Source organism: Phycisphaerae bacterium, from assembly GCA_019636475.1.
Classification (GTDB): domain Bacteria; phylum Planctomycetota; class Phycisphaerae; order UBA1845; family UTPLA1; genus JADJRI01.
The window spans coordinates 474,021-494,082 of sequence record JAHBXN010000002.1 but is presented as its reverse complement, the minus strand read 5'-3'; the positions used below and the strand labels follow the sequence as shown (position 1 = coordinate 494,082).

Genomic DNA, 20,062 nt, shown 5'->3' with positions numbered 1-20,062 from the left:
AGCATGCGATTTGGGCTCGTTACGGCAGTTCGGCGGCCCCAAGAACCAATTTTGAAACCGCTTCTAAGGAACGCGCGTCAGCGTTGCCTCGCCTTCGTCGATTGTGGTGATGATCCCCAGAAAGGAGATTTCTGTGAATTGTCGCCCGATTGCCTCCGTGAAGCCGGCGTTGAAACTGGCTTCGAATTTCAGATTGGTGCTGGTGCGGAGCAGAAGGTTATCGCCAGTCAGCGTGGCCTTCCCCGAGGCGTTGGTTTGTTTGAATGAAACGCCACCGAGAAAGTTTGTCACGGATGTGACCGTTCCGAGCTGATTCAGTTCGATCACGATTCGGTTGTTGCCGTCTGGATCGCTTGCTTTGATGAGCTGCCACTGGCCTTCGAGCACGGCCTCCGGCACGGGAATCGGCGTCGTATCGCAGCCGGCGAGAATCGGGACGATTGCGACCAGAACGAGCTTTCGGGGATGGAATCGTTTTGCTTTCATAGAATGCACTCCGTGGGCGAGGGAGCAATTCTTGCGGCGTCGTCAATATCTGGAGCGACGCGCGAAAAGTTGCAAACAGGCAGCCAGGCCGGCCTGGATCGCAAGTCCAGGCCAGACCGGGCCGTTGAAGTCCTTGATCAGGATGATCCACGTCCCGAGCGGCGAAATGCCAAACAGAAATGTGGCGGGATCGTCCTCGGAAAACTCGTTCGCGAGTTGAACGAACATTTCGGCGAGCAGCGGAAAGGCCCAGAGCACCACGACGAATATGGCCGTGAGCCAGCCGGCGGACCGCAGATGGCAGTATGCGATTCGCATCAGGCCGCCCGCTGCCAGCATGAAAAGCAGAAACGATGCGATCACCAACGCAATGGCGTCTGGAATCGGCCAATGCAAATTGCCATCAAATCCGGCAATCACCTGCCTCGGAGCAACCAGGCCGAGAACACCGAAGACGACGAGTGCGGAGGCAATCGCAGCCTCCCACATGCCGCGTGGGCGACGGTCCTTGAAGTTCGGGTCTTTCCGCTTTCGCCGATTCCAGGCGACTGATCTCCATGCCGCGTTCGAGACCGGCAGAACCGCCACGAGCGCGAGCGACGCAATCGATGCCAGCAATTGCGTGCTTGTTTCGGCGAATTCCGGGGAGACAATCCGAGGTTGCGATGGTTGCGACATGCGCATGCCGGCCGCGCAGGCCAGCGTGCATAGGGCGACAAATCCCAGTGCGAGCGTCGGGGTGAAGGCCGGCACATCATCACGCAGATATCGTCGCGACGCTCCGATGAAAAACGTCAGCGCCATGGCGAGCTGAAACAGCATGGATACGACAACGAGCATCCCGTCGTCGGGTGAGAGCGTCGAGCCGGCGGCGGAAGCGAGACGGCTGACCAATTGCAAATTCGTCAGTAATGAGAATCCGGGGTGTGCGGCCATCATCTCCTGAAGCGGCGGAACGATCAGAATGACCGCAATCGGCGTGACGATTCCCGCGATGGCCACTTTGCCTCGATAGGACAACGCGGACAGAACCGAAGCAGTCCACGTCACGGCAGCTCCACACGCGAACGCCCCGAAAATCAGGATTGGCGCATACCATTGCAACCCGGCAAGTCTCGCCAGGATCATGCAGGCGATGATATTGACGAGCGTGAAACACTGAATCGAGAGCGTCGGCCCGGTGAGATAGCCCAGCACCGCCGTATAGCCGGACATTGCCGAGCAGCGGTGCGACGTGATCATGTCGCTGGTGTAGTCGCGCAGAATCGCCTTGTTGATGACGCCAGAGCCGACAAGCACCAGCAGGACGCCCGAAATCCCGAGCGTCAAAATCAGGGAGCCGGCGGCGAATTGGCTGAGCGAACGATAATCGGCCGAACTGCGGTAAATGAAGATGTTCAATGCGAGCATGGCACCGGCATAAATACCGCACATGGCCAGAACGCGGTTGATGCCGCCCGCGAGGCGTATCTGAACCCAGCCGATCGGATTGAATGCGGAGCCCACTTCGGATGCCATTCGCCGAGTCCTCTATTTCGTGCCATCCGGCGTGAGGCCGGGGAGCAGTTCTCGTGCGGCACTCGAAGTTTAATCCGGATTGATTGGCGCGGCAAAAATGCCGGTCGTCCGCGCGGCTACGCGGCCTCGTCGCGAACAGCGCCGGACTCAGGCCCGGGCAGGTCCCGCCGGCGGATGCGCCGCGCCGATTATGGCCGAAGCCGACGGTTCGCCCTGCTCAATCAGATATCGCTCGATCCCGCTGACAATCCGCATCGGGGCATCCGGATGCGCGAATAGCGCGGTGCCGACCGCGACGGCGGTCGCTCCAGCCAGCATGAACTCAATCGCATCCTGCCAGCCACGAACGCCGCCCATGCCGACGATCTGCACGCCTGCGTCGCGGGCCACCTCGCGATAGACGCGATGGATCATCTGAACCGCCATCGGTTTGATGGCTGGTCCGCTGACGCCGCCGGTGGTGTTTGCCAGCACGGGCTTACGGCTGCGAATGTCAATTTTCATACCCATGAAGGTATTGATCATCGAAAGGGCGTCGGCTCCGCCTTCGACGGCCGCCCGCGCGGTGGCGCAAATGTCGGTGACGTTGGGCGAGAGCTTCACCATCAGCACGCCGCGCGTCACGGTCGGACGGACCGCCGCGACGAGTTCGCGCAGGAGGCCTGGATCGGTCCCGAACGTCAGGCCGTCCCTGACATTGGGACAGGAAACATTCAATTCAATCCCCGCGAGACCCTCCGCGGTGTCAAGTACGCGGCACACTTCCACATATTCGTCGATGCTGTGTCCCGCGACATTCACAAAGACCGCGGGTCCCAGCGTCGCGCATTCCGGCAGCTTTGACCGCATGAATTCGTCGAGGCCGACATTGGCAAGGCCGATCGCATTCAGCATGCCGCCCGGCGTTTCCACGATGCGCTGCGGAGGATTACCTTTGCGCGGCTGAAGCGTGACGCTCTTGGTGGTGAAGCCTCCGAGCCGCGACATGTCCAGGTAGGGGGCATATTCGCGACCATAACCGCAGGTGCCGGACGCGGTGAGGACCGGATTTGACAGGCGAATGCCACCGATGCGGACGCTTAGATCGGGCTTTGACACGCGCGGCCGGCTCCTTGGCGGGGGGCGAGTTCTGATTCGGGTCCTGGCGGCAGGTCTCAGTCGCATCCGCCGCGAGCGCACCATCTCGCGGGGCATCGGGGTTGTCAAGCCGAGGGTGACCGTCGAAGGGTGGTGCGATACAATGCGGCTTTGGTCGGGAGCGCGGCTGAGGCGATCCCGTTTGGCAGTTTGCCCGTTCCATCTGAGGACGAGCCGTCCGAAGTCGGGCCGAACCTTGATTGCGGTCGTCGGTGCAGCAAGCGCTGGCGACGCCATTTGGAGTTTTCGCGGCATGTCGCAGCGAACGATGGAAGCCCACTATCGGCCGAACTGGGAATTGACCCAGGCTCACGGCCTGCTCGGCTATAACTGCGGCTATGCCCGGCCAGATGTCGTCGAGACTTTCGATGAACACCAGAAATCGCTGGTCTGGCAGCTGCTTGGCGATGCGCCAATCTCAGCCGAATCCACGGTACTCGATGTCGGTAGCGGCATCGGCGGGCCGGCAGGTTGGATGTTTCAGAAATTCAATCCGGCGCGACTCTTCGGGATTGAATACCTGGGATCGAGCGTCCGCGCGGCCAATGACCGATTCGCGTCGTCGGCACGGCGGCCATTCTTCGTGCAGGGCGACGCCCATCACCTGCCGTTGCCGGATGCGTCGATCGACGTGATTTTTAATCTCGAATCCGCGCTGCACTATGCCGACAAGGATCGTTTCATCAGCGAGTGTCGGCGCGTCCTGAAGCCCGCGGGCACGCTGTGTCTTGGCGATATCACCACAAGCCGGAAATGGCTGTTCGCGCCCGTGGAAATGCTGAACAAGCTTCCGTCGCAGTTTAACTCCAATGTGCATCTGTGGTCCGTGACGGATTACAAGAATGCATTCCGCCGACACGGTTTCGAGCTATTGCGTCACGAAGATGCGTCGCTGCCGGTCGCTCGTTCCATTGAAGACGGGCTCGCGGAAATCAGGCATCGCGGCTGGCGCGCGAGCCGGGGCTTTCGCGGTCGCATTGGCTTTATGGCCGTTCTGGCCAAGCTGCTGCGCTGGCGATGCCTGGGTTACGATCTGTTCCGCGCGCGGCCGACGAACGTCCGCGCCGGCGCGTGAGTTGCCGATGACGCGGTGCTCGGCGATTGCCAGATCACTCTTTCCGCATTCGATTGAAATTCCAGCAGCTCGTGGCGATGGTCCGTCGCCGAATTCCTTGCCCGATGTGGTTGGCGCGTTGCCGGAGGATGGTGCAGCAACCGCGGAAACATCGCTTGTCGATCCCCTTAAAAATGTGACAGCTTCCGCCGGCGTCTATCTGCTCACCGATGAATCCGATCGCCCGATTCTGCTTGCCCATGCACAAAACGTGCGGCGGGCGGTGGCGCATCGATTGGCCGCACCCGATCCGAATGAACGCACAAAGCGTGCGAATCTGTCAGACGTGACGCGGCGCCTCCACTGGGCAGAGACCTTCAGCCCATTCGAAACACACTGGGTCCATTATCGCGCGGCCCGAGCGATGTATCCGGCGTCGTATGGCGAAATGATCGGATTTGCGCCGGCGTGGTTCGTCCGAATTGACCCATCCGCGCCGTTTCCACGTTTCACGGCGACGGATCGGATTCGCACGGACGATGCTCGATATTTTGGTCCGCTTGCGGCGATGCGCGATGCCGACGAATGGATCCACATGTTGGAAGATGCGTTCGACTTGTGCCGCTATCACAACGTTCTGGAAAGGGCACCGAACGGCGAGCGCTGCGCCTATTTCGACATGGGCAAGTGCCCGGCGCCTTGTGACGGCAGTCTCTCGATGGACGCATATCGCGACATGATTCGCGGCACCATCGAATTCACCGGTGGGCGACATGACGATCGCCTGGCGGTGCTTCGAAACCTGATGCAGCAGGCATCCGACAGGCTGGCGTTCGAGAAAGCCTCGACGATTCGCAAGGTCATCGAACGAGCCGAGATGACTGCGGCGCGGCCGGAGTACGCCTTCATGGGCGACATGGCAACTGAGGCGCGATTGGTGATTCAACGTGCTTCCAGTCCGCGGCGCGATGAGAGAAAGTCGCTGTTGCGGCCCTACTTCGTTGCGGGTGGCCATCTCGAGACCGGGGCGGCCGTGTCGTTGGCGTCGGTCGCCGAGCACCTGCCTGCGTGGATCGAATCCGCTCGACAATTCCGACTCGTGAGACGCAGCGCGAAATCGACGGCTGGCGTCGCATCGGCGCGTGCGGAGGCGGTGCAGCGTGGCGAATTGGCTTCCCTTGTCGCGAAGTTCCTGTTTCAGGGCGACAAGGCGGCAGGCGTGTTTCTTCATGTTGATCGATTGCCGGACGCGGCGAGCCTGCTTGAACTCGTTCGGCAACGCTTCAGCGTGGCCAAGGCTGCAACGGCACAGACTGAAAATTGACCCTACGGCGGGGGCTTCTAGAATGGCCGTGTCTTGAAGGCGTGAAACCAGGCGTCGACATTCTGAGGTGACACCCATGCGACGATACGTGCCGCTGATCTGTCTTGCATTGTTTATGGCGATGAACACCGGCTGCATGACGGCAGCGAAGCGCGTTTTGAAGGAAGCGCAAGGCGCGACCTCGAAATCGCGAACCGTTCCCGGCTCCTCACGCGATCAGTACCGGTCGTACGGCGCGGTGAGCGTCAGCCCCGCGACCACCGAGGTCGAGCCCCTGGTCGCGCCTGAATTCATGAAGGCGCTGCGCATAGAATTGGTTAACCAGTTGACCGGCGGGGATAAGCCGTTGTTCCGGAAGTCAGACGAGCCCGCGCTGAATATCGATGCTCGCGTCATGTGGTATCACAAGCCCGGCGCGCTTGGCGACATCCTCGGCACCTATTCATATACGGTCGTGGTTTACACCATGTCGATCGAGGGTCGAATTCTGGATCGCGTGCAAATCGTGACCAAGAGCGCCGCTTCGCGAACCGACGATTCGGATATGGCGGCTTCGTCGGCTAAGGAACTGGTTGAGTGGTTCGGCGCCCGCCGCGAAGGCGAGTTCGAAGAAGACGAGGAGGCGAAAGTCCGACGGGAAGAGGATCGCCGCCGCCGCGATAAAGAGTAGTCCTGGAAAGGGATGTGCGGTCGCCATTCCGAATGCGCCGGGTCCCCGTCTGCCGCGTTGCTCGGTCCGGGGCGTAGAATGAGCGAGGTGGCGTGGATGCACTCGTTTCTTCTGATTGTGCTGCTGGTGTCCGCCGTCGCGATGCAGGACGACGCGTCACCGCGAGGCGATTCGTCGCCGACCTCCACCGCTGCGGATTCCTCCGCGAATGGGAATGCGTCATACGTCAATTCCAGTTTTGAGGCGGACGAACAGATCCGGAAGGCTCGCGCGCGGGCGGATGAAGGAGACTGGACCGCCGCGGCTGTCGCGATGCAGGAAATCATTTCTCGGCATGGCCGTCAGGTCTCGCGCATTGACCGGGATCGTTTCGTCGGTATTCCGCGCCTCGTTCAGTTCGAAATCAGTCAGTGGCCCGATGCAGGGTTGAGGGCGTATCGGTTGGCCTTCGAGAAGGCGGCTCGCCTTGATCTTGAAGCAGTTGCCACACAGCGCGATCCTATTCGGGTTCTCGAAGTGGCGGAGCGCTTCTTCTGCACGGAAAGCGGGGCCGCCGCGATGGATCGCGCGGTCGAACTGGCGATGGAGTCCGGCGACTTCGAGGCTGCCCGTCAGTGGATGGAAGATCTGGTGCAACATCATCCGGACCGAGCACAGCGCGGATTGGAATGGACGACAAAGCTGGCGGTGTGCGATGCCTGGCTGGGCGATCTGAGCCGCCTCAAGGCAATTGTCTCGTCGCAGGCCGCGGAGCCGGACACCATGCGCGTCAATTGGGGTGGGCGTGAGCGAAGCATTCGCGCATTCGCTTCCGACATGGCCGCCGATCTGAAAGAACAGGCCGGACTTGGGGCGCGTGGGGAGCCCTTCGGAACGTCGGCCGCATTCTGCGGTGGCGCCGATCGACTGGCCTGGTTCTCGACGCAGGCGGTGCCGGAGGCGGCGCTGTGGCGGTGCAACCTATATGACACTCAGGCCGGCGTTGAACACACGGTCTTCGATCTCCTGAAGGGTGGCGATTCGGGGTTGCAGTCGCGTTCCGTGCAGAGCGGCCGTCTGCTTTCGGCGATGCCGGTTGGCGGCGGCGGCAGAGTATTTGTGAGCGGCACCGGCAGCGTATGGGCGATCGATCCTGAGCGTCCGCAGCGTCCCGTCTGGCGGTTCGATCTGTCGGGCGCGCCGCGGTCGAATTCGGGCTGGATGAGCGAGGACGAGCCGCCGGAACTGCATACGCTGCTCTACGCGGGCGGACGGGTCTATGCCGCTCTGGATCGGGAGGCCAATGAATCGGCCGGGGAAGAGACGCCGCGCCGATCGTCCTGTCTCGTCTGTCTCGACGCGCGAACGGGCACGGAGCTCTGGCGGAACGATTTCGCAAGTCAGGCGACGCGCTTCGAGGAACTGTCGCTCGATGGCGCGCCGATCCTTCATCGCGGACGCTTGTACACGCTTGCCCGCAAGCGGAAGGGCTTCGGCTTCGAATCGTGCCACCTGTTTTGCATCCATCCGGAATCAGGCAGGCTGGATTGGGCACTTCATGTGGGTGAAGCCGCGACCGGCAGCTACGGATACACCCATCCGACATGCTCGCTGCCTGCGGCATCCGGCGATCGGATCTATGTACACTCGAATCTCGGCACCGTCGCGGCGGTGAGCGCGTCCACCGGCGGCACAATCTGGCTGGCGACCTACCGCTCACGATATGCGGATGAAACGGAGGCGACCTGGCCGACCAGACTGGGCCAGCCGATCCGCTCGTGGCAGTACCAGCCGACGATGGTGTGGCGCGGCAACGTCGTCTGCATGCCGATGGACCTCGACGAGATTCTCATGCTGGATGCGGCGGACGGGCATGTGAAGCGCCGATTGCCGATGGATAGGCTTTTCAATGCCCAATCGCTGTTGGGCATTCGGGGGAATCTGCTTTACGCGGCCGGTGCGCAGTTGGTCGCCTATGACCTTGATCGCGATGAGATCGCCTGGCAGCGTCCGATTTCGGAGGGGCGGCCTTTTGGACGCGGCGTGGTGACGTCGGCGGGCATTTTCGTTCCGACGGCTCAGGCAGTAATAGCCTATTCACTGGACGGCCAGTCTGAGTCGGTTCATCCGTGGCCGATCGAACATGCGGGAAATCTCGTGCCGATCGACGATGTGATTGTCGTTGCATCGTCCAGTGGTTTGTCGGGCTTAATGTCCCGGACCGGCGCCTTTGCCCGACTGGAAGCAAGAATGAAAACCGGGCCGAACGATGTCGCGCCGGCTCTTGCGATGGCCGAACTGGCATTTGAATCCCGCGACGACGACCGGGGCCTCGATGCCGCGCGTGAGAGCGTGCAGCGATGTCTCGCGGACGAATCACCGGATCGGCCCTCGCGGCGCGACGACGAGGCCGCCTTGGCCCGAAGTCGCCTGTTTGCCCGGCTGCTAACGCTGGCGGAGTCAGTCGCGAATCGGACAGGCCGGCAGGGCGACGATGCCAAAACGGCGGCATCAAATGCGGCAACCGCGGTCCATTTGGTTGAACTGGCCGGGCGCTGTGCCGCTGCGCCGGCCGAAGATGTGATCGCTCGCCTGCTGCTTGCGAGGTGGCGTTGGACTCTGGGCGAGCCGTCGGAGGCGATCGATCTTTATCAATCGCTGCTTTCGCGGCCGGAGCTGCGCGAGCTTCGCGTGCCGATGCGGCGGGCGTGGTGCCCTCCGCTGGACAATGGTGAGTCCATCGACGCTGAGCAGGAAACCACCATCAAGCTGATTGCGGAAGAATGGATCGACCTGGCGATCTCGAAGTTCGGCCGTCCGGCATATTCTGGAGTGGAATCAGCGGCGCGGGCCACGCTGGACAAGCTCAATGACGCCGGTGAATCCACGCCGGATGCCGAGTCTTATCTGCGAATTGCATCGGAATATCCCAACAGCGCTGCTGCCTGTGATGCGTTATTCCATGCTGCTCGGCTGTCGGCTTCAAAGCACGATGCGGAGGCGGCGGTTCGTTCACTGCGGCTGGGACTGTCCCGCGATCTGTCACCCGACCCATTTCGGGGCGCGGTGGCGTCAGCTCGTGTATCGAATCTTCAACTGCTTGTGGATCAACTCTCCGCGATGGGTGACGTCACCGAAGCCCGGCGATGGCGGGAGCGCTGCACGCGATGGCATCCGGAACTGAACTGGTCTGAGTCGCGAACCGGCGCCGATCCCGCGCCGAATTTCCATGCGAACGCGCGCCAGCAGGGTGACGGTATTGCGGCATCGGAGTTTCCTTCGCCGAGTTTTCCGGCAAGAATCGGGTATCGCCGGCTGTCGTCCGAGCGTGTGTCCGTACTGGGGTCCGGCGAGATGGATGCACGCGCCGTTCCGTGGGATGCGGTGTTGACGTTTGCTGCTTCGAAGATCGAAGCTCGACAGGCATCCACGGGCCGCAGCATCTGGCCCCGCGCTTTTGCATGTCCGACGCTGCCGATTCTGCTGGGACATGATCCGGCGTTGCTTTACTTCGCCGGCGCTCACAGTCTTTTCGCGCTGACGAGGACGAGCGGCAACGTTGCCTGGCAGTTCGGTGTCGAATCGGATGACGATCCCATGATCGACCCGGAAGCGCTGCCGACCTGGACCGACCACGTTGTGCTCGCCGATCGGGTGATCAGCGCGTCGGATCGGGGAGAACTCGTCTGTGTTCAGCTCGCGGATGGGCAGGTCCGTTGGAGGCGAGCGCTCGAGGGCGGTACAGCCAGCCATCTCGCGGCCGATCAACGGCTCGTCTATTGCGCGAAATGGCGAGGACGGCACAATGTCATCCATCTTCTTGATGCCGGAACGGGAGAGCCGCGCGGTGAGTTCCAATGCGACGATAGCCGGCCGATCCAGATGCTTCGCCCCATCGGCGACGGCCGATTGCTGATTCTTCTCGCACGCAGCGCGATGTGCGTCGATCCGGCGCGAGGTGAAGTTTTCTGGAGTGTGGCGACCTCGCGGCACTATCTCGTCTCGACGTTTCTTGCTGATGTGGACGGCTTCATTCTCAGCGACGACGGACGAAGCGTCTTCAAACGGGATTACCAGTCCGGGCGGCTACTCTGGCGGTCGTCATTAATCGGTGCGGATGAACGCGACGGGCTCTGGACTTCCTTCGCTGACGGACGCGTGCTGATCGGTGCGCGAGACGGCCTGACCGCTCTGGATTCCGCTGACGGCCGTCTGCTGTGGAGCACAAACGCGCCGCTGGTAATGCGTTGGCAGTCGCCGATTGTGACGGCGGATTCGGTTTTGACCGTGACGCCGGTTGAGAGGAAACGCGACGGGCAACCTCCGTTTTCCCGCGACGACCACGAAAAGTCCGTGCAATTCCGGATCGATCGCTTCCTGCTCAGCGATGGTCGCGCCGCCGCTGCGACCGCGGACGGACCGCTCATCACCGAGCCGCTCACTTCGTTCGGCGGCGTCTTTGTGCGCGACGGGGCGATCATCGTTCTCGACGGCGATCGGTTGATCGGATACGTTGGCGGTGACGGATAACGCGGACGCACGGGTTTTCCGCGCAGCGAGGCGGATGTGCTGATCGTACATGACGATCCTCTGGAAATCGCCCGATGAAGATTCAGATCTCGACCTTCGTCGACCGCCTCTACGGTGAGAACGCCTACGTCGTTCGGACACGCGACGGCGGCCCATGCTGGATCATCGATCCCGGCTTACCGCCCTCGCCGCATGAGATTCTCGCCCATCTCAAGTCCCACAATCTGCAACCGGCGGCGTTGATTCTGACGCACGGCCATCTTGATCACATCGCCGGCGTGCCCGCAATTCGCGAAGCGCTGCCGTCAATTCCGATTCACATCGCGAACGACGCGAAACCCGCGCTCACTGATCCGGACGAGAATCTGTCCGGCCCGTTCGGCATGGGCATGGTCGTCGGCGATTTTGAGACCATCGACCTGCCGCCCGGCGGCGTCCTGACGCTGGATAATACAAGATGGCGTGTGTTTGACACCTCGGGGCACGCGCCCGGCAGTCGCAGCCTGTATTGCGAAAGCGCTGGTATCGTGATTGTTGGGGATGCCTTGTTTCAGGGATCGGTCGGCCGCGTCGATTTTCATCACAGCCAACCGAAGCTGCTCATCGAGAATATCCGGGAAAATCTGCTGACGCTCCCGGACGAAACCGTCGTATTTTCCGGTCATGGCCCGACGACGACGATCGGAGATGAAAAGCGTCACAATCCCTATCTCCGCGAAGGCGGGATCGACTTATCCAGCGAGTTTGAATGACGCGCGGGAATCTCCGCGACGCTTTCGCAAACGTCCCGCGTTGCGACGAGGCTCCTCGGTCGTCACAGATTGTCCGCTCGGCTGGCCGTGGTGCGTTTGCGCCGCTTGAACGGAATCCTGAGAGAGTACTTGCCGTCGGACAATTCGCTCTGCACAGGATAGCCGCATTTGTGAAACACGCGGAGCATTCCCTGGTTGTCGAGCAGGACCTCCGCGGTGAATCCGGTCACGCCGCGTGAAATCGCCGCTTCGACAAGCGATTGCAGCATCTGCGTGCCGATGCCCTTGCCGTGATCCTCATCGCGGACAAGGAACGCCGCTTCGGCGAATGTGTTGCGCGGGTCCTTGCTGTAGTGGGCGATTCCCATGAGCTGCCCGTCGGCGTCCGCATCGGTCAACATCACAAGTGCCATATCCGCGTCATAATCGACCTTCAGAAACTCCTGCAATCGCTCATGAGGCATGGCCTTGATCATTCGGAAAAACCGATAGTGAATCGATTCCTCCGAAAGCCGGTAGAACATGTCGCGGAGCAGCGGCTCGTCCGTAAGCTTGAGCGGCCGGAGAAACGCCCGGCGGCCGTCCTTCAGCACGATCCATCGCTCCAGGTCCTCGGGATAGACCGGAGTCCGTATCGGCAGTTCGATCTGATCCGGGTAGATCAGCCTGCGGGACTTTGCCTCGCCCACCAGCCACGGGCGGAAGCGGGGATCGGCGATCTGAATCAGCGCCATGGCCCGTTCTCGCACGTTTCGGCCGTGGAGATACGCGACGCCATGCTCCGTGACGACATAGTGCACATCGCCACGGCTCGTGACGACACCCGCGCCGGGCTTCAGCGTCGGCACAATGCGCGAGACGCTGCCGTCGCCCGTGGTCGAAGGCAGCGCAATGATCGGCTTGCCCTCGTGGGACCGGGCCGCTCCGCGCATGAAGTCCACCTGTCCTCCGATGCCGCTGTAGAAGGCGGTTCCGATGGAGTCTGAACAGACCTGCCCGGTCAGGTCGACTTCGATCGCGCCGTTGATCGAGACCAGCTTCTCGTTCTGCGCGATGACGAACGGATCGTTGACGTACTCCGTCGGATGGAATTCGACCATCGGGTTGTTATTGACGAAGTCATAGAGCTTTCGCGAGCCGATGACAAAGCTCGCGACGATCTTGCCGCGGTGCAGCGTCTTCTCGCTGTTATCAATGACGCCCGCCTCCACCAGCGGAATCACGCCATCACTGAACATCTCTGTATGGATCCCCAGATTCTTGAAGCCGTGGAGATTGTGCAGCACCGCATCCGGAATGTTTCCGATTCCCAGCTGGAGCGTGGACCCATCTTCAATGAGATTGGCGATATGCCGCGCGATCCGACGGGAAAGGTCGTCCGGCTTGCCCATCGTCAGCTCGAAAAGCGGCATGTCGCAGGGAACCATCACGTCAATATCGCTGACGTGGATAAAGTTATCGCCGAGCACGCGCGGCATCTGCTCGTTCACCTGCGCGATGATCAGCGGCGCCATGTCAGCCGCGCTCTTGCCCACATCGCATGAGATGCCGAAGCTGCAGTAGCCGAACGCGTCGGGCGGACTCACCTGCAACAGCGCTGCATCAATCACCATGCGCCGGGATCGGAACAGCTCCGCAATCTCGGACAGGAAAATCGGCGTGTAGTCGGCGCGTCCTTCCTTGATCGCCTTGCGGACGTTTTCACCGATGAAAAAGGCGTTGTGGCGAAACCGGCCCACGAACTTCGGATCGATGTACGGCGCCGGACCGAGCGTCATGATGTGCACGATTTCAACGTCCGTCAGGTCCTCACGCGCGACCAAGGCCTCGGACAGAAGTTGCGGGACCGCAGGGCCGCTGCTCAGAAAGACGCGCTGCCCATGCTTGATACCGGCGACAGCCTGCGCTGCCGTCCGGATTTTGTCCCGATAGCGATCTTTCCAGCTGGCGGTCACCAATGTCTTTTCCCTTGTTTCGGTTGATTCGAACATCGTGATACCATCGGCCCCGCTGGGGCGGTTGAATATTAGTGTCACCTCGTCAAACATTCACTACGCAATCGGCGCGCCGCATCGGCGGGAATCCGCGTCCCGTCAAGCGATGATTCGCCTCAGCCATCGTCGGGTGAGATCGACGCTGGCCGCCGTTGTGACTGCGATGATCCCAATCAGTTCGAGCAAGGGCTGGGCAGCTTCCGCTTTGCCGTGGCCTGAAAACGTGCGAATCGATGCCGTAAGCCGCGTTGGGCTCATCTGCGAATCGCGAAACTTTGCGCAGTGACTGGGTGATTTGCCGAATGGCCTGATGCAATGGACACGGCCCGGCACGCTCCATGATTTTCCCGGCGGACAATTCACCCTCCGGCTGATTCACTGCCGCTTTGCCGTCGGACTTTGTGCCGTGGACGTTACAGCGTCTGAGCGAGAAATGATGCGCCGAAGATTGCCTGCCGCGCCATGCAATGTTCAATCGATGCCGATATCGCCGCCCGGCTGCGTTCAGTCACCATCGTCCGATCGATCCGCCGAGCTGTGTGGCTTCGGATCGGAATCCTCCGGGGGTTTTGAGTCAGGCGTCTTTAGACGCGGCTTCGGATCATCTCCGCCTTTGGCAATCTTCATGGCGAGTGCCAAAGTCGGACTCAGCACCAAAGCCCGTTGTTCCGCGTATTTTTCGATTTCTCGACGCCGAAACTCAGATTCCCAATCCGCTTGCCGAGTCGACCACAGCTCGAATGCAAGGACATCGCGTCCCAGTTCGAAGCCCTTCGCCGCTTCGGCAAACGCAAGAGGCCACGCCCAGGCGGTCGCGACAGCGAAGGTCTTGCCCTGTTTCTTCTCGATTGCCTTGGGCCCGAAGTCCCACATGGCGGATTTCATAAGCGATTCGGAAGGGCAACAGAGGCGCCACTCAACGTCCGGGGGCAGATTCTCGGGAAATCCGCGGGCGGCCAGGGCCTTGGCGTCGAGTTCAAACGGGGTAATGCGACAAACAAGGTCCTCCGACATCTCCGCATCTTTGTATTTCTGGCGCTGAATCTCCTCATTCGGCAGTTCATGTTGTTCAACGCCCGCCGCAACCGCCGTTCGATTTTGCAGGCGAATCAGTTCGACGATGGAGTCGACAAATGGCGCTTCGTTGTCGTCAACGACGATCACCAGTCCCTTGCCAAGCGGCCGCTTGTACGTGCGATTGAGGTGACCGGCCAACTCCCCGATCCATCGATTCGTCTCGCCGGCCGTGGCCTCGTGGGTTGCATAAATATAGGCCCGGCTGGTATGCCAGAGGCGACGACCATCAACCTCCGCCGGCATGTCGGCAGGACGTTCGAGCAGCCTGCCGGGACCGCAGCCACTCGTCAACGCGATGAAAAAAAACGCGGTCGGCACACCCAGACGAACGCAAGTTTTTCCGATCTTTGGCGACATCAAAGGGAATCATAGCATCGGCGATTTCGGCGGGAAACGGCTCTACCTGTCGGCCGGTCCGCCACGGGTCATCGATCGGGCGAGTGCTGCACAAGCCGGGGGCCGGGCATTCGTCGGCGGGGTCGCGGGATGGCGAGGGGGAATCGCGCTCCGCAAACGGCGTGGATGGGGAAGTCGACGATCGGGAAGCAACGGGCAGGTCCGTCAAAAATAGACAAACGTCTGTATGAAAATGGCGACGTACCGGTCTGATGTCGGGATCCCGGCAAACTCGATGCCGAATGGATGCGATTGAATAATTTTCGATTCTCAATTTGTCATCCGCGTGGCACTCGGCTTGCCGGAGTTCGGCGTAATCGGAAATTCACGCGATTTTTTTTCGAGCGCGCGGAAATAGGGCAATCGTGTGGCCGGCTTTTGAAATTCAAGAACTTGCGCTTCGTCTCGGTGATGCATTTGTCGGCTCGCATCCCCGGACCGATTTGACTTCACGAACTCACGGGTTACGGTCTAGGTAATGGAGCATCCGAGAATCTTTCCGGATTCGATCAAGGGCGTTTGCGTTTCGACGCTTCTTTGATGATGGCAGGATTGGAGGTATCCCATGGTGGAAACTCGAAAGCCCGTGAGTTCCCGCGTAACCCAGGTGCCCACGAACGGTCGCTCGATTGACATTCATCCCTGCGTACAAAGTGTCCTCCCCGGCCTGTGCGCTTGTGCCGTCAGCGGCCGAGTGATCTCCACCCCACGATCAATCCGCTTCAGAATATCCTCGCATCGCGGCGAGGCCGCGACAGCACGCGCGCTGACATAGCGAACCGAACGTCCTTCGCGCGCATCATGTGCGAGGCACGGTGGTTCATCCTGCACCCGCACCCCGTGCGTGCAGTTCTCATGGATTGGAATTGGTTTCGGAAAAGTGGACCTCGCGCCGTCGCGATTCGAAGACACCGCGCCCATGGCGGTTCGAGAATTCAGTGGCGGCCGAACCGGAAAGGAGAAACGGACATGTCGATTATCCGCATAAGGCGAATGGAAATGCTGGGTGTCGCCTTCCTGTCAGCCTCGTTGTTGATAATGACCTGCACGGGGTGTGACGAGTTGGAGGCACTCCTCGGTCGGCTTCTGGACCGCGGCACGCGCGTCGAAGTGACAAATAACGGGGACTATCCCGTGGATGCGGTGTTCTATATCAGCGGCGAGCAGAATATCCCGCGGGCGCTGCTCGTTGAATTGGGCGAACGCATCGCAATCACGATCGAGCCGGGCCAGACCATGCCGTTCGTGCGTGACTGCGACGATCTGCAGGCCATTGTGCTCGATGATGCTGATCTGCGCGTGATCGGAGCAATCGGGCCGGAGACCAGCAGCGAGGTGCTGCGCGACGGTACGGACTTCGGCTGTCGCGACACCATTCTGTTCACCTTCGATCATTCCGCCGTCCTGGTCGACTTCGACGTCACGACCGGACGCGCGCCCGACTGATGCACGAATCGGCGATGACGAAGCTGGACGCCAGGGCCGTTTGTCTTCCGGCTCAGCGCATCCCCGAAGCCCGAGAAAGGAGGCTGTGAATATGCAGGTGTGTACATGGATTGTCACTGGCCTTGTCGCGGTGTTGTGCGGCTGCACCGTGCATGGCAAGTGGAACATGAAGGATATAGAGCCGACGGCCGCAATCCGCGATTTTGACTTTTCCGTCATCACTCTTCAGGAGGACGGAACATACTACGCCGAACGCAACATGGGTGGCATTCGCACGACATCGGGAACCTATCGCTTCGATGGCCGGCTTCTCGTCCTGGATCCACACGATGGTGAAGCAATGACTTTCGACGCGACCTTATCCGGTGACGGCCGACGACTTGTTGTCGGAAAGTTCTGGAGGGACCACAAGGTGAAAGCGGTCTTCGCTCGCAAAGGCCGAGTGTGACGCCAGGCTGCTCCGGAAGAATCTCTGGCGTAATGTAATTCTGATTCATGTGTGCGAGCATACGAAAGTGAGGCAGAGAGATGAACGCGTACATTCGACAAATGGGTCTGCTCATCGTGATCTCAGGCTCGGTTGCTGTCATGCCGGCGATGGCGGATGACCTTCACCCGGTGAAGAAGGACAATCGCTGGGGCTATATCGATTCACGAGGCAACGTCGTCGTCGAACCCCAATACGACAAGGCCGGGAAATTCTCCGACGGACTGGCGCTCGTGCAGAAGGGCGACATTCGCGGATTCATCAACGAAAAAGGTGAGATGATCGTGAACCTGACCTATCACGAGGCGGAATCGTTCCGCGAGGGAATGGCCCGCGTCTTTGAGAAACAGGGGCTCATTGGCGGCCGCTACGGTTTCATCGACAGGTCCGGCGCCGCCGTCATTCATCCGAAGTATGTCGATGCCGGCGACTTTCATGAAGGGCTCGCCCGCGTGAAGCGTGACGGGTCCTGGGGCTATGTCGATCCCGCGGGCGATGAAGTCATCAAGCTTCAATACGACGAGGCCTCGGATTTTTCAGAGGGCATGGCGCGGGTTCGTGTCGGTGGAGACTGGGGAGGCAAGGTTGGGTTCATCGATTCCAAGGGTGGATTCGTCATCAACCCGAAATTTGACGAGTGCGGTGATTTCAACGACGGATTGGCCGCTTTCAAGGAAGATGGAAAGTGGGGATACATCAACCGCCGGGGCGAAGCTGTGATTGAGCCGCAGTTCGCGCAGGCGCGCCTCTTCAGCGACGGCCGTGCGGCGGTGCTGGTTGGATCGATGCTGGGAGCGAAGTGGGGCTTCATCGATCGAAATGGGAAGATGGTCGTCAGTCCGCAGTATGAGGAAGTCCGGCTCTTCGTGTTCGGCAGGGCGGCCGTCAAGTCTGGAGGAAAGTGGGGTTATATCGACAAGAGCGGGCGCGTCGTCGTGAAGCCTGCCTTTGATATGGCCGACGCATTTTGTCAGGCGAATATCGCGCTGGTGAAGGTGGACGGCAAGCGCGGATATGTGAATTCGGCAGGGGCGTATGTCTGGAATCCCGCCCGCTAGCGGCGCCGTTCGCGGTGTCCCGCCGGCGAAAGCTCCGACGGCGCCTTGATCCATCTGCGGCTGCGGTGCGAAAGGACCTCTCCTCATCTCGATGCATTCGCCATCGGGTGCGGCGGATGCGCGCTGCAATTCGCACCGCGGCCTGTTCTCGCAACGCCGGGGCGTGTCGGCTGCCTCTCCCGCGGTCGGCCGTCTCGGCGTCTTATTGGGGGCTGCGGTCGAATCTCTCGTTTCGGCTGCCGAGTCGGGCTAGAATGGCGCCATGTCGATGGAATTGCCCCAATGTCTGTCCGCACTGTCGCCGCGATCAATGGACGAGATCGCAGCCGCGACCTTGGCCGTTCAGGCAAATGTCGTGACGCTGCGTGTGGCGCTCGAGCGCAAGGTCGGTCACATGGAGGGGCTGGACGATATTCGCACACCCGCGCCGGGCGCGGTGACGCAAATGCGGCATTTGCTGCTGGATCGTGAAACCGTGAAAGCCTACACCCCGGACGAGACGATGATGCGGCTGCGCCAGGTATGGGGTGAGTTCTGCGCACTGTGCTGGCTGTTCCCGTTTGTGAAGCCCCAGTCGCCGATGGATTTTCATTCGTTGTCGCCGGCTCAGGCGATGCGATGCTGCGGCGATGTGCTCAGCAAGCAGGAGCAGGTGCAGAGAAATCTCTGGCGAATTCGGTTGGAAATGCGCTTGCGCTTCGACGAAGCGGCCCGCCGCGATCCGGCAATGCAACGGGAATTTGAAACGGCCGCAATGCACTCGGTCAGCATCTACGGAGAAGACGTGCGGTTTTGTTCGAATGATGCGCTCTTCGCCGCCGCGTGTGAGCACGCCGGCATGCTGGCCGCACTTCGCTGGGCGAGCGACGACCGTTGGGAGTGGGAAGCGCCCGGCATCATGGACGTTGTATTAACGAACTAGGCGAATCGACCGGTCATACCGGCCGCGGCGAACCGACTCATTTCTGAAGCACGATATTGCCGTTATGACTCTCGATCGTCAGTTGAGAATCCCCATCCGCAAGAACGGCCTCCGCGGATCGTCGATCGAAGCTTGTCAGATTCCACGGGATCGACCATCGGATTCGCCCGTTGTGAGTTCGGCAGGATAGTCGGGTCGCCGTGCGCTCGCTGAATGTGGCGATGATCGTGCCGTTGTGCGTCGTCATCTCGCCGCCGATTTCCGGCGAGGCCGACGCGTTCATTCGAACATTTCCGTTATGTGACTCAAGATGGACCGTCTTGGCCGGCGCGACGGCATCGATATCGCCGTTGTGCGTGAGAATTTGCAGTGACGGCGATTCAGATTTGACAATGATGTTGCCGTTGTGCGTCGTGAGTTGGGTTGCGGCCGTGACATCCTTGAGGGTGATGTTGCCGTTGTGCGAAATGAACGTGGTGACCAGCCGCGGCGGGCCGACGACAGTGAATTCGGTGCAAAGCTGCCAGTCCGGCGCCTTGGGTTTCAACCATTTTGACAGGATGCGGTGTTGCCCGCCTGGAAGCGTTTCTGACGCAATCTCGACAGCCGCTTTGCACGCCTCGGCGGACGCGGTGGTTACCCCGCCAAAGCGTGCCTTCAAGACCACGCGAAGCTCGGTGGCCGCGGAATCCCCCGACATGCTGATATCGCCGTTGTGCGACTGAATCTCGAGAGACTCCAGTTGCTCCGCGGCGACGCGAATCGTCTGAGTTTCTTCGATCCAGACACGGGGACTGGCACAGCCGGTCAAAATGGGAGCCAGCAGGATGGCGAGGCACATACGAGGAACAAACATGCGATGAAACTCCACTTTCAGGGAATCAACCGTCATTTACGAAATTCTCGTGGCAGATGGTCGAAGTCGGAGACTAACGCCGACATCGATCCACGGCACGCATCCTCTGTATTGAATCGTGGGAGCCAATTATTTCAAAAGAGTTTCCGGATCGGGCCACGGCGCGCGAATGGCACCATTGGGTGGATCATGTACCAAATGACATCCTCGGCCCCGATTCCGCATTGAATCATGCGCAAAAAAACAGGCGAGACGAGCGACCAGCGGCAACCCTACCTAGGTTTTCTGCTTAAGCCTGCAGGTGCACACAAGGGTGCTCGAGTCGGGTTGCGAGTGCAGTTACAGGAACCGTCGACTCGCTTAGCGCCAATGTCGC

15 protein-coding genes are annotated in these 20,062 nt (G+C 60.7%); 9 read left to right on the top strand and 6 right to left on the bottom strand.

All coding sequences use genetic code 11. From position 1 onward, the window contains the following. Positions 1-63: 63 nt before the first annotated feature. The 3 genes from KF841_05055 to KF841_05045 all read right to left on the bottom strand — a co-directional run bounded on the left by KF841_05055 (position 64) and on the right by KF841_05045 (position 3,102). Entirely contained in the window at positions 64-486 is a 423-nt protein-coding gene (locus tag KF841_05055) for a hypothetical protein (protein ID MBX3394713.1), read from the bottom strand. A gap of 42 nt (positions 487-528) precedes the next feature. After that, a complete protein-coding gene (locus KF841_05050; protein MBX3394712.1) occupies positions 529-2,004 on the bottom strand; it encodes a hypothetical protein in 1,476 nt (491 codons plus the stop codon). A gap of 147 nt (positions 2,005-2,151) precedes the next feature. Next, entirely contained in the window at positions 2,152-3,102 is a 951-nt protein-coding gene (locus tag KF841_05045; GenBank protein MBX3394711.1) for a dihydroorotate dehydrogenase, read from the bottom strand. A gap of 292 nt (positions 3,103-3,394) precedes the next feature. Between KF841_05045 and KF841_05040 the strand changes: the two genes are divergently transcribed. The 5 genes from KF841_05040 to KF841_05020 all read left to right on the top strand — a co-directional run bounded on the left by KF841_05040 (position 3,395) and on the right by KF841_05020 (position 11,450). Next, entirely contained in the window at positions 3,395-4,216 is an 822-nt protein-coding gene (locus tag KF841_05040) for a methyltransferase domain-containing protein (protein ID MBX3394710.1), read from the top strand. Positions 4,217-4,223: 7 nt separating this feature from the next. After that, positions 4,224-5,519, top strand: coding sequence for a hypothetical protein (locus KF841_05035; GenBank protein ID MBX3394709.1), 1,296 nt, complete (start codon positions 4,224-4,226; stop codon positions 5,517-5,519). A 76-nt stretch (positions 5,520-5,595) separates the two neighbouring features. Beyond that, the gene (locus tag KF841_05030; protein ID MBX3394708.1) at positions 5,596-6,189 is read left to right on the top strand and encodes a hypothetical protein; all 594 of its coding nucleotides are present in this window, start codon (positions 5,596-5,598) and stop codon (positions 6,187-6,189) included. A gap of 96 nt (positions 6,190-6,285) precedes the next feature. Continuing rightward, the gene (locus tag KF841_05025) at positions 6,286-10,698 is read left to right on the top strand and encodes a PQQ-binding-like beta-propeller repeat protein (GenBank protein ID MBX3394707.1); all 4,413 of its coding nucleotides are present in this window, start codon (positions 6,286-6,288) and stop codon (positions 10,696-10,698) included. A gap of 74 nt (positions 10,699-10,772) precedes the next feature. Next, positions 10,773-11,450, top strand: coding sequence for an MBL fold metallo-hydrolase (locus KF841_05020; GenBank protein MBX3394706.1), 678 nt, complete (start codon positions 10,773-10,775; stop codon positions 11,448-11,450). Positions 11,451-11,512: 62 nt separating this feature from the next. Here KF841_05020 and KF841_05015 read toward each other — a convergent pair whose 3' ends face one another. Together KF841_05015 and KF841_05010 are read right to left on the bottom strand one after the other, a co-directional pair. Beyond that, positions 11,513-13,441, bottom strand: coding sequence for a GNAT family N-acetyltransferase (locus KF841_05015; GenBank protein MBX3394705.1), 1,929 nt, complete (start codon positions 13,439-13,441; stop codon positions 11,513-11,515). Positions 13,442-13,948: 507 nt separating this feature from the next. Next, positions 13,949-14,878 (bottom strand): hypothetical protein, encoded by a 930-nt coding sequence (locus KF841_05010; protein ID MBX3394704.1) that lies wholly within the window; start codon positions 14,876-14,878, stop codon positions 13,949-13,951. A gap of 1,008 nt (positions 14,879-15,886) precedes the next feature. On the opposite strand from KF841_05010, the gene KF841_05005 reads away from it, so the two are divergent. The 4 genes from KF841_05005 to KF841_04990 all read left to right on the top strand — a co-directional run bounded on the left by KF841_05005 (position 15,887) and on the right by KF841_04990 (position 18,830). Then, entirely contained in the window at positions 15,887-16,363 is a 477-nt protein-coding gene (locus tag KF841_05005) for a hypothetical protein (GenBank protein MBX3394703.1), read from the top strand. Between the two features lie 91 nt (positions 16,364-16,454). Continuing rightward, positions 16,455-16,811: a hypothetical protein gene (locus KF841_05000; protein MBX3394702.1), complete on the top strand. Its 357-nt coding sequence runs from the start codon at positions 16,455-16,457 to the stop codon at positions 16,809-16,811. Between the two features lie 80 nt (positions 16,812-16,891). After that, a complete protein-coding gene (locus KF841_04995) occupies positions 16,892-17,908 on the top strand; it encodes a WG repeat-containing protein (GenBank protein ID MBX3394701.1) in 1,017 nt (338 codons plus the stop codon). 262 nt (positions 17,909-18,170) lie between these two features. Further along, the gene (locus KF841_04990) at positions 18,171-18,830 is read left to right on the top strand and encodes a hypothetical protein (GenBank protein ID MBX3394700.1); all 660 of its coding nucleotides are present in this window, start codon (positions 18,171-18,173) and stop codon (positions 18,828-18,830) included. A gap of 37 nt (positions 18,831-18,867) precedes the next feature. Here the strand turns inward: KF841_04990 and KF841_04985 are convergent, their stop codons facing one another. Then, positions 18,868-19,722 (bottom strand): DUF4097 family beta strand repeat protein, encoded by an 855-nt coding sequence (locus KF841_04985; protein ID MBX3394699.1) that lies wholly within the window; start codon positions 19,720-19,722, stop codon positions 18,868-18,870. Positions 19,723-20,062 lie beyond the last annotated feature (340 nt).

Excerpts from the sequence above, each read along its gene's own strand:
- KF841_05055 (MBX3394713.1), bottom strand. The coding sequence starts at position 486 with ATGAAAGCAAAACGATTCCATCCCCGAAAGCTCGTTCTGGTCGCAATC.
- KF841_05050 (MBX3394712.1), bottom strand. The coding sequence starts at position 2,004 with ATGGCATCCGAAGTGGGCTCCGCATTCAATCCGATCGGCTGGGTTCAG.
- KF841_05040 (MBX3394710.1), top strand. The coding sequence starts at position 3,395 with ATGTCGCAGCGAACGATGGAAGCCCACTATCGGCCGAACTGGGAATTG.
- KF841_05035 (MBX3394709.1), top strand. The coding sequence starts at position 4,224 with ATGACGCGGTGCTCGGCGATTGCCAGATCACTCTTTCCGCATTCGATT.
- KF841_05030 (MBX3394708.1), top strand. The coding sequence starts at position 5,596 with ATGCGACGATACGTGCCGCTGATCTGTCTTGCATTGTTTATGGCGATG.
- KF841_05025 (MBX3394707.1), top strand. The coding sequence starts at position 6,286 with ATGCACTCGTTTCTTCTGATTGTGCTGCTGGTGTCCGCCGTCGCGATG.
- KF841_05020 (MBX3394706.1), top strand. The coding sequence starts at position 10,773 with ATGAAGATTCAGATCTCGACCTTCGTCGACCGCCTCTACGGTGAGAAC.
- KF841_05015 (MBX3394705.1), bottom strand. The coding sequence starts at position 13,441 with ATGTTCGAATCAACCGAAACAAGGGAAAAGACATTGGTGACCGCCAGC.
- KF841_05010 (MBX3394704.1), bottom strand. The coding sequence starts at position 14,878 with ATGTCGCCAAAGATCGGAAAAACTTGCGTTCGTCTGGGTGTGCCGACC.
- KF841_05005 (MBX3394703.1), top strand. The coding sequence starts at position 15,887 with ATGTCGATTATCCGCATAAGGCGAATGGAAATGCTGGGTGTCGCCTTC.
- KF841_05000 (MBX3394702.1), top strand. The coding sequence starts at position 16,455 with ATGCAGGTGTGTACATGGATTGTCACTGGCCTTGTCGCGGTGTTGTGC.
- KF841_04995 (MBX3394701.1), top strand. The coding sequence starts at position 16,892 with ATGAACGCGTACATTCGACAAATGGGTCTGCTCATCGTGATCTCAGGC.
- KF841_04990 (MBX3394700.1), top strand. The coding sequence starts at position 18,171 with ATGTCGATGGAATTGCCCCAATGTCTGTCCGCACTGTCGCCGCGATCA.
- KF841_04985 (MBX3394699.1), bottom strand. The coding sequence starts at position 19,722 with ATGACGGTTGATTCCCTGAAAGTGGAGTTTCATCGCATGTTTGTTCCT.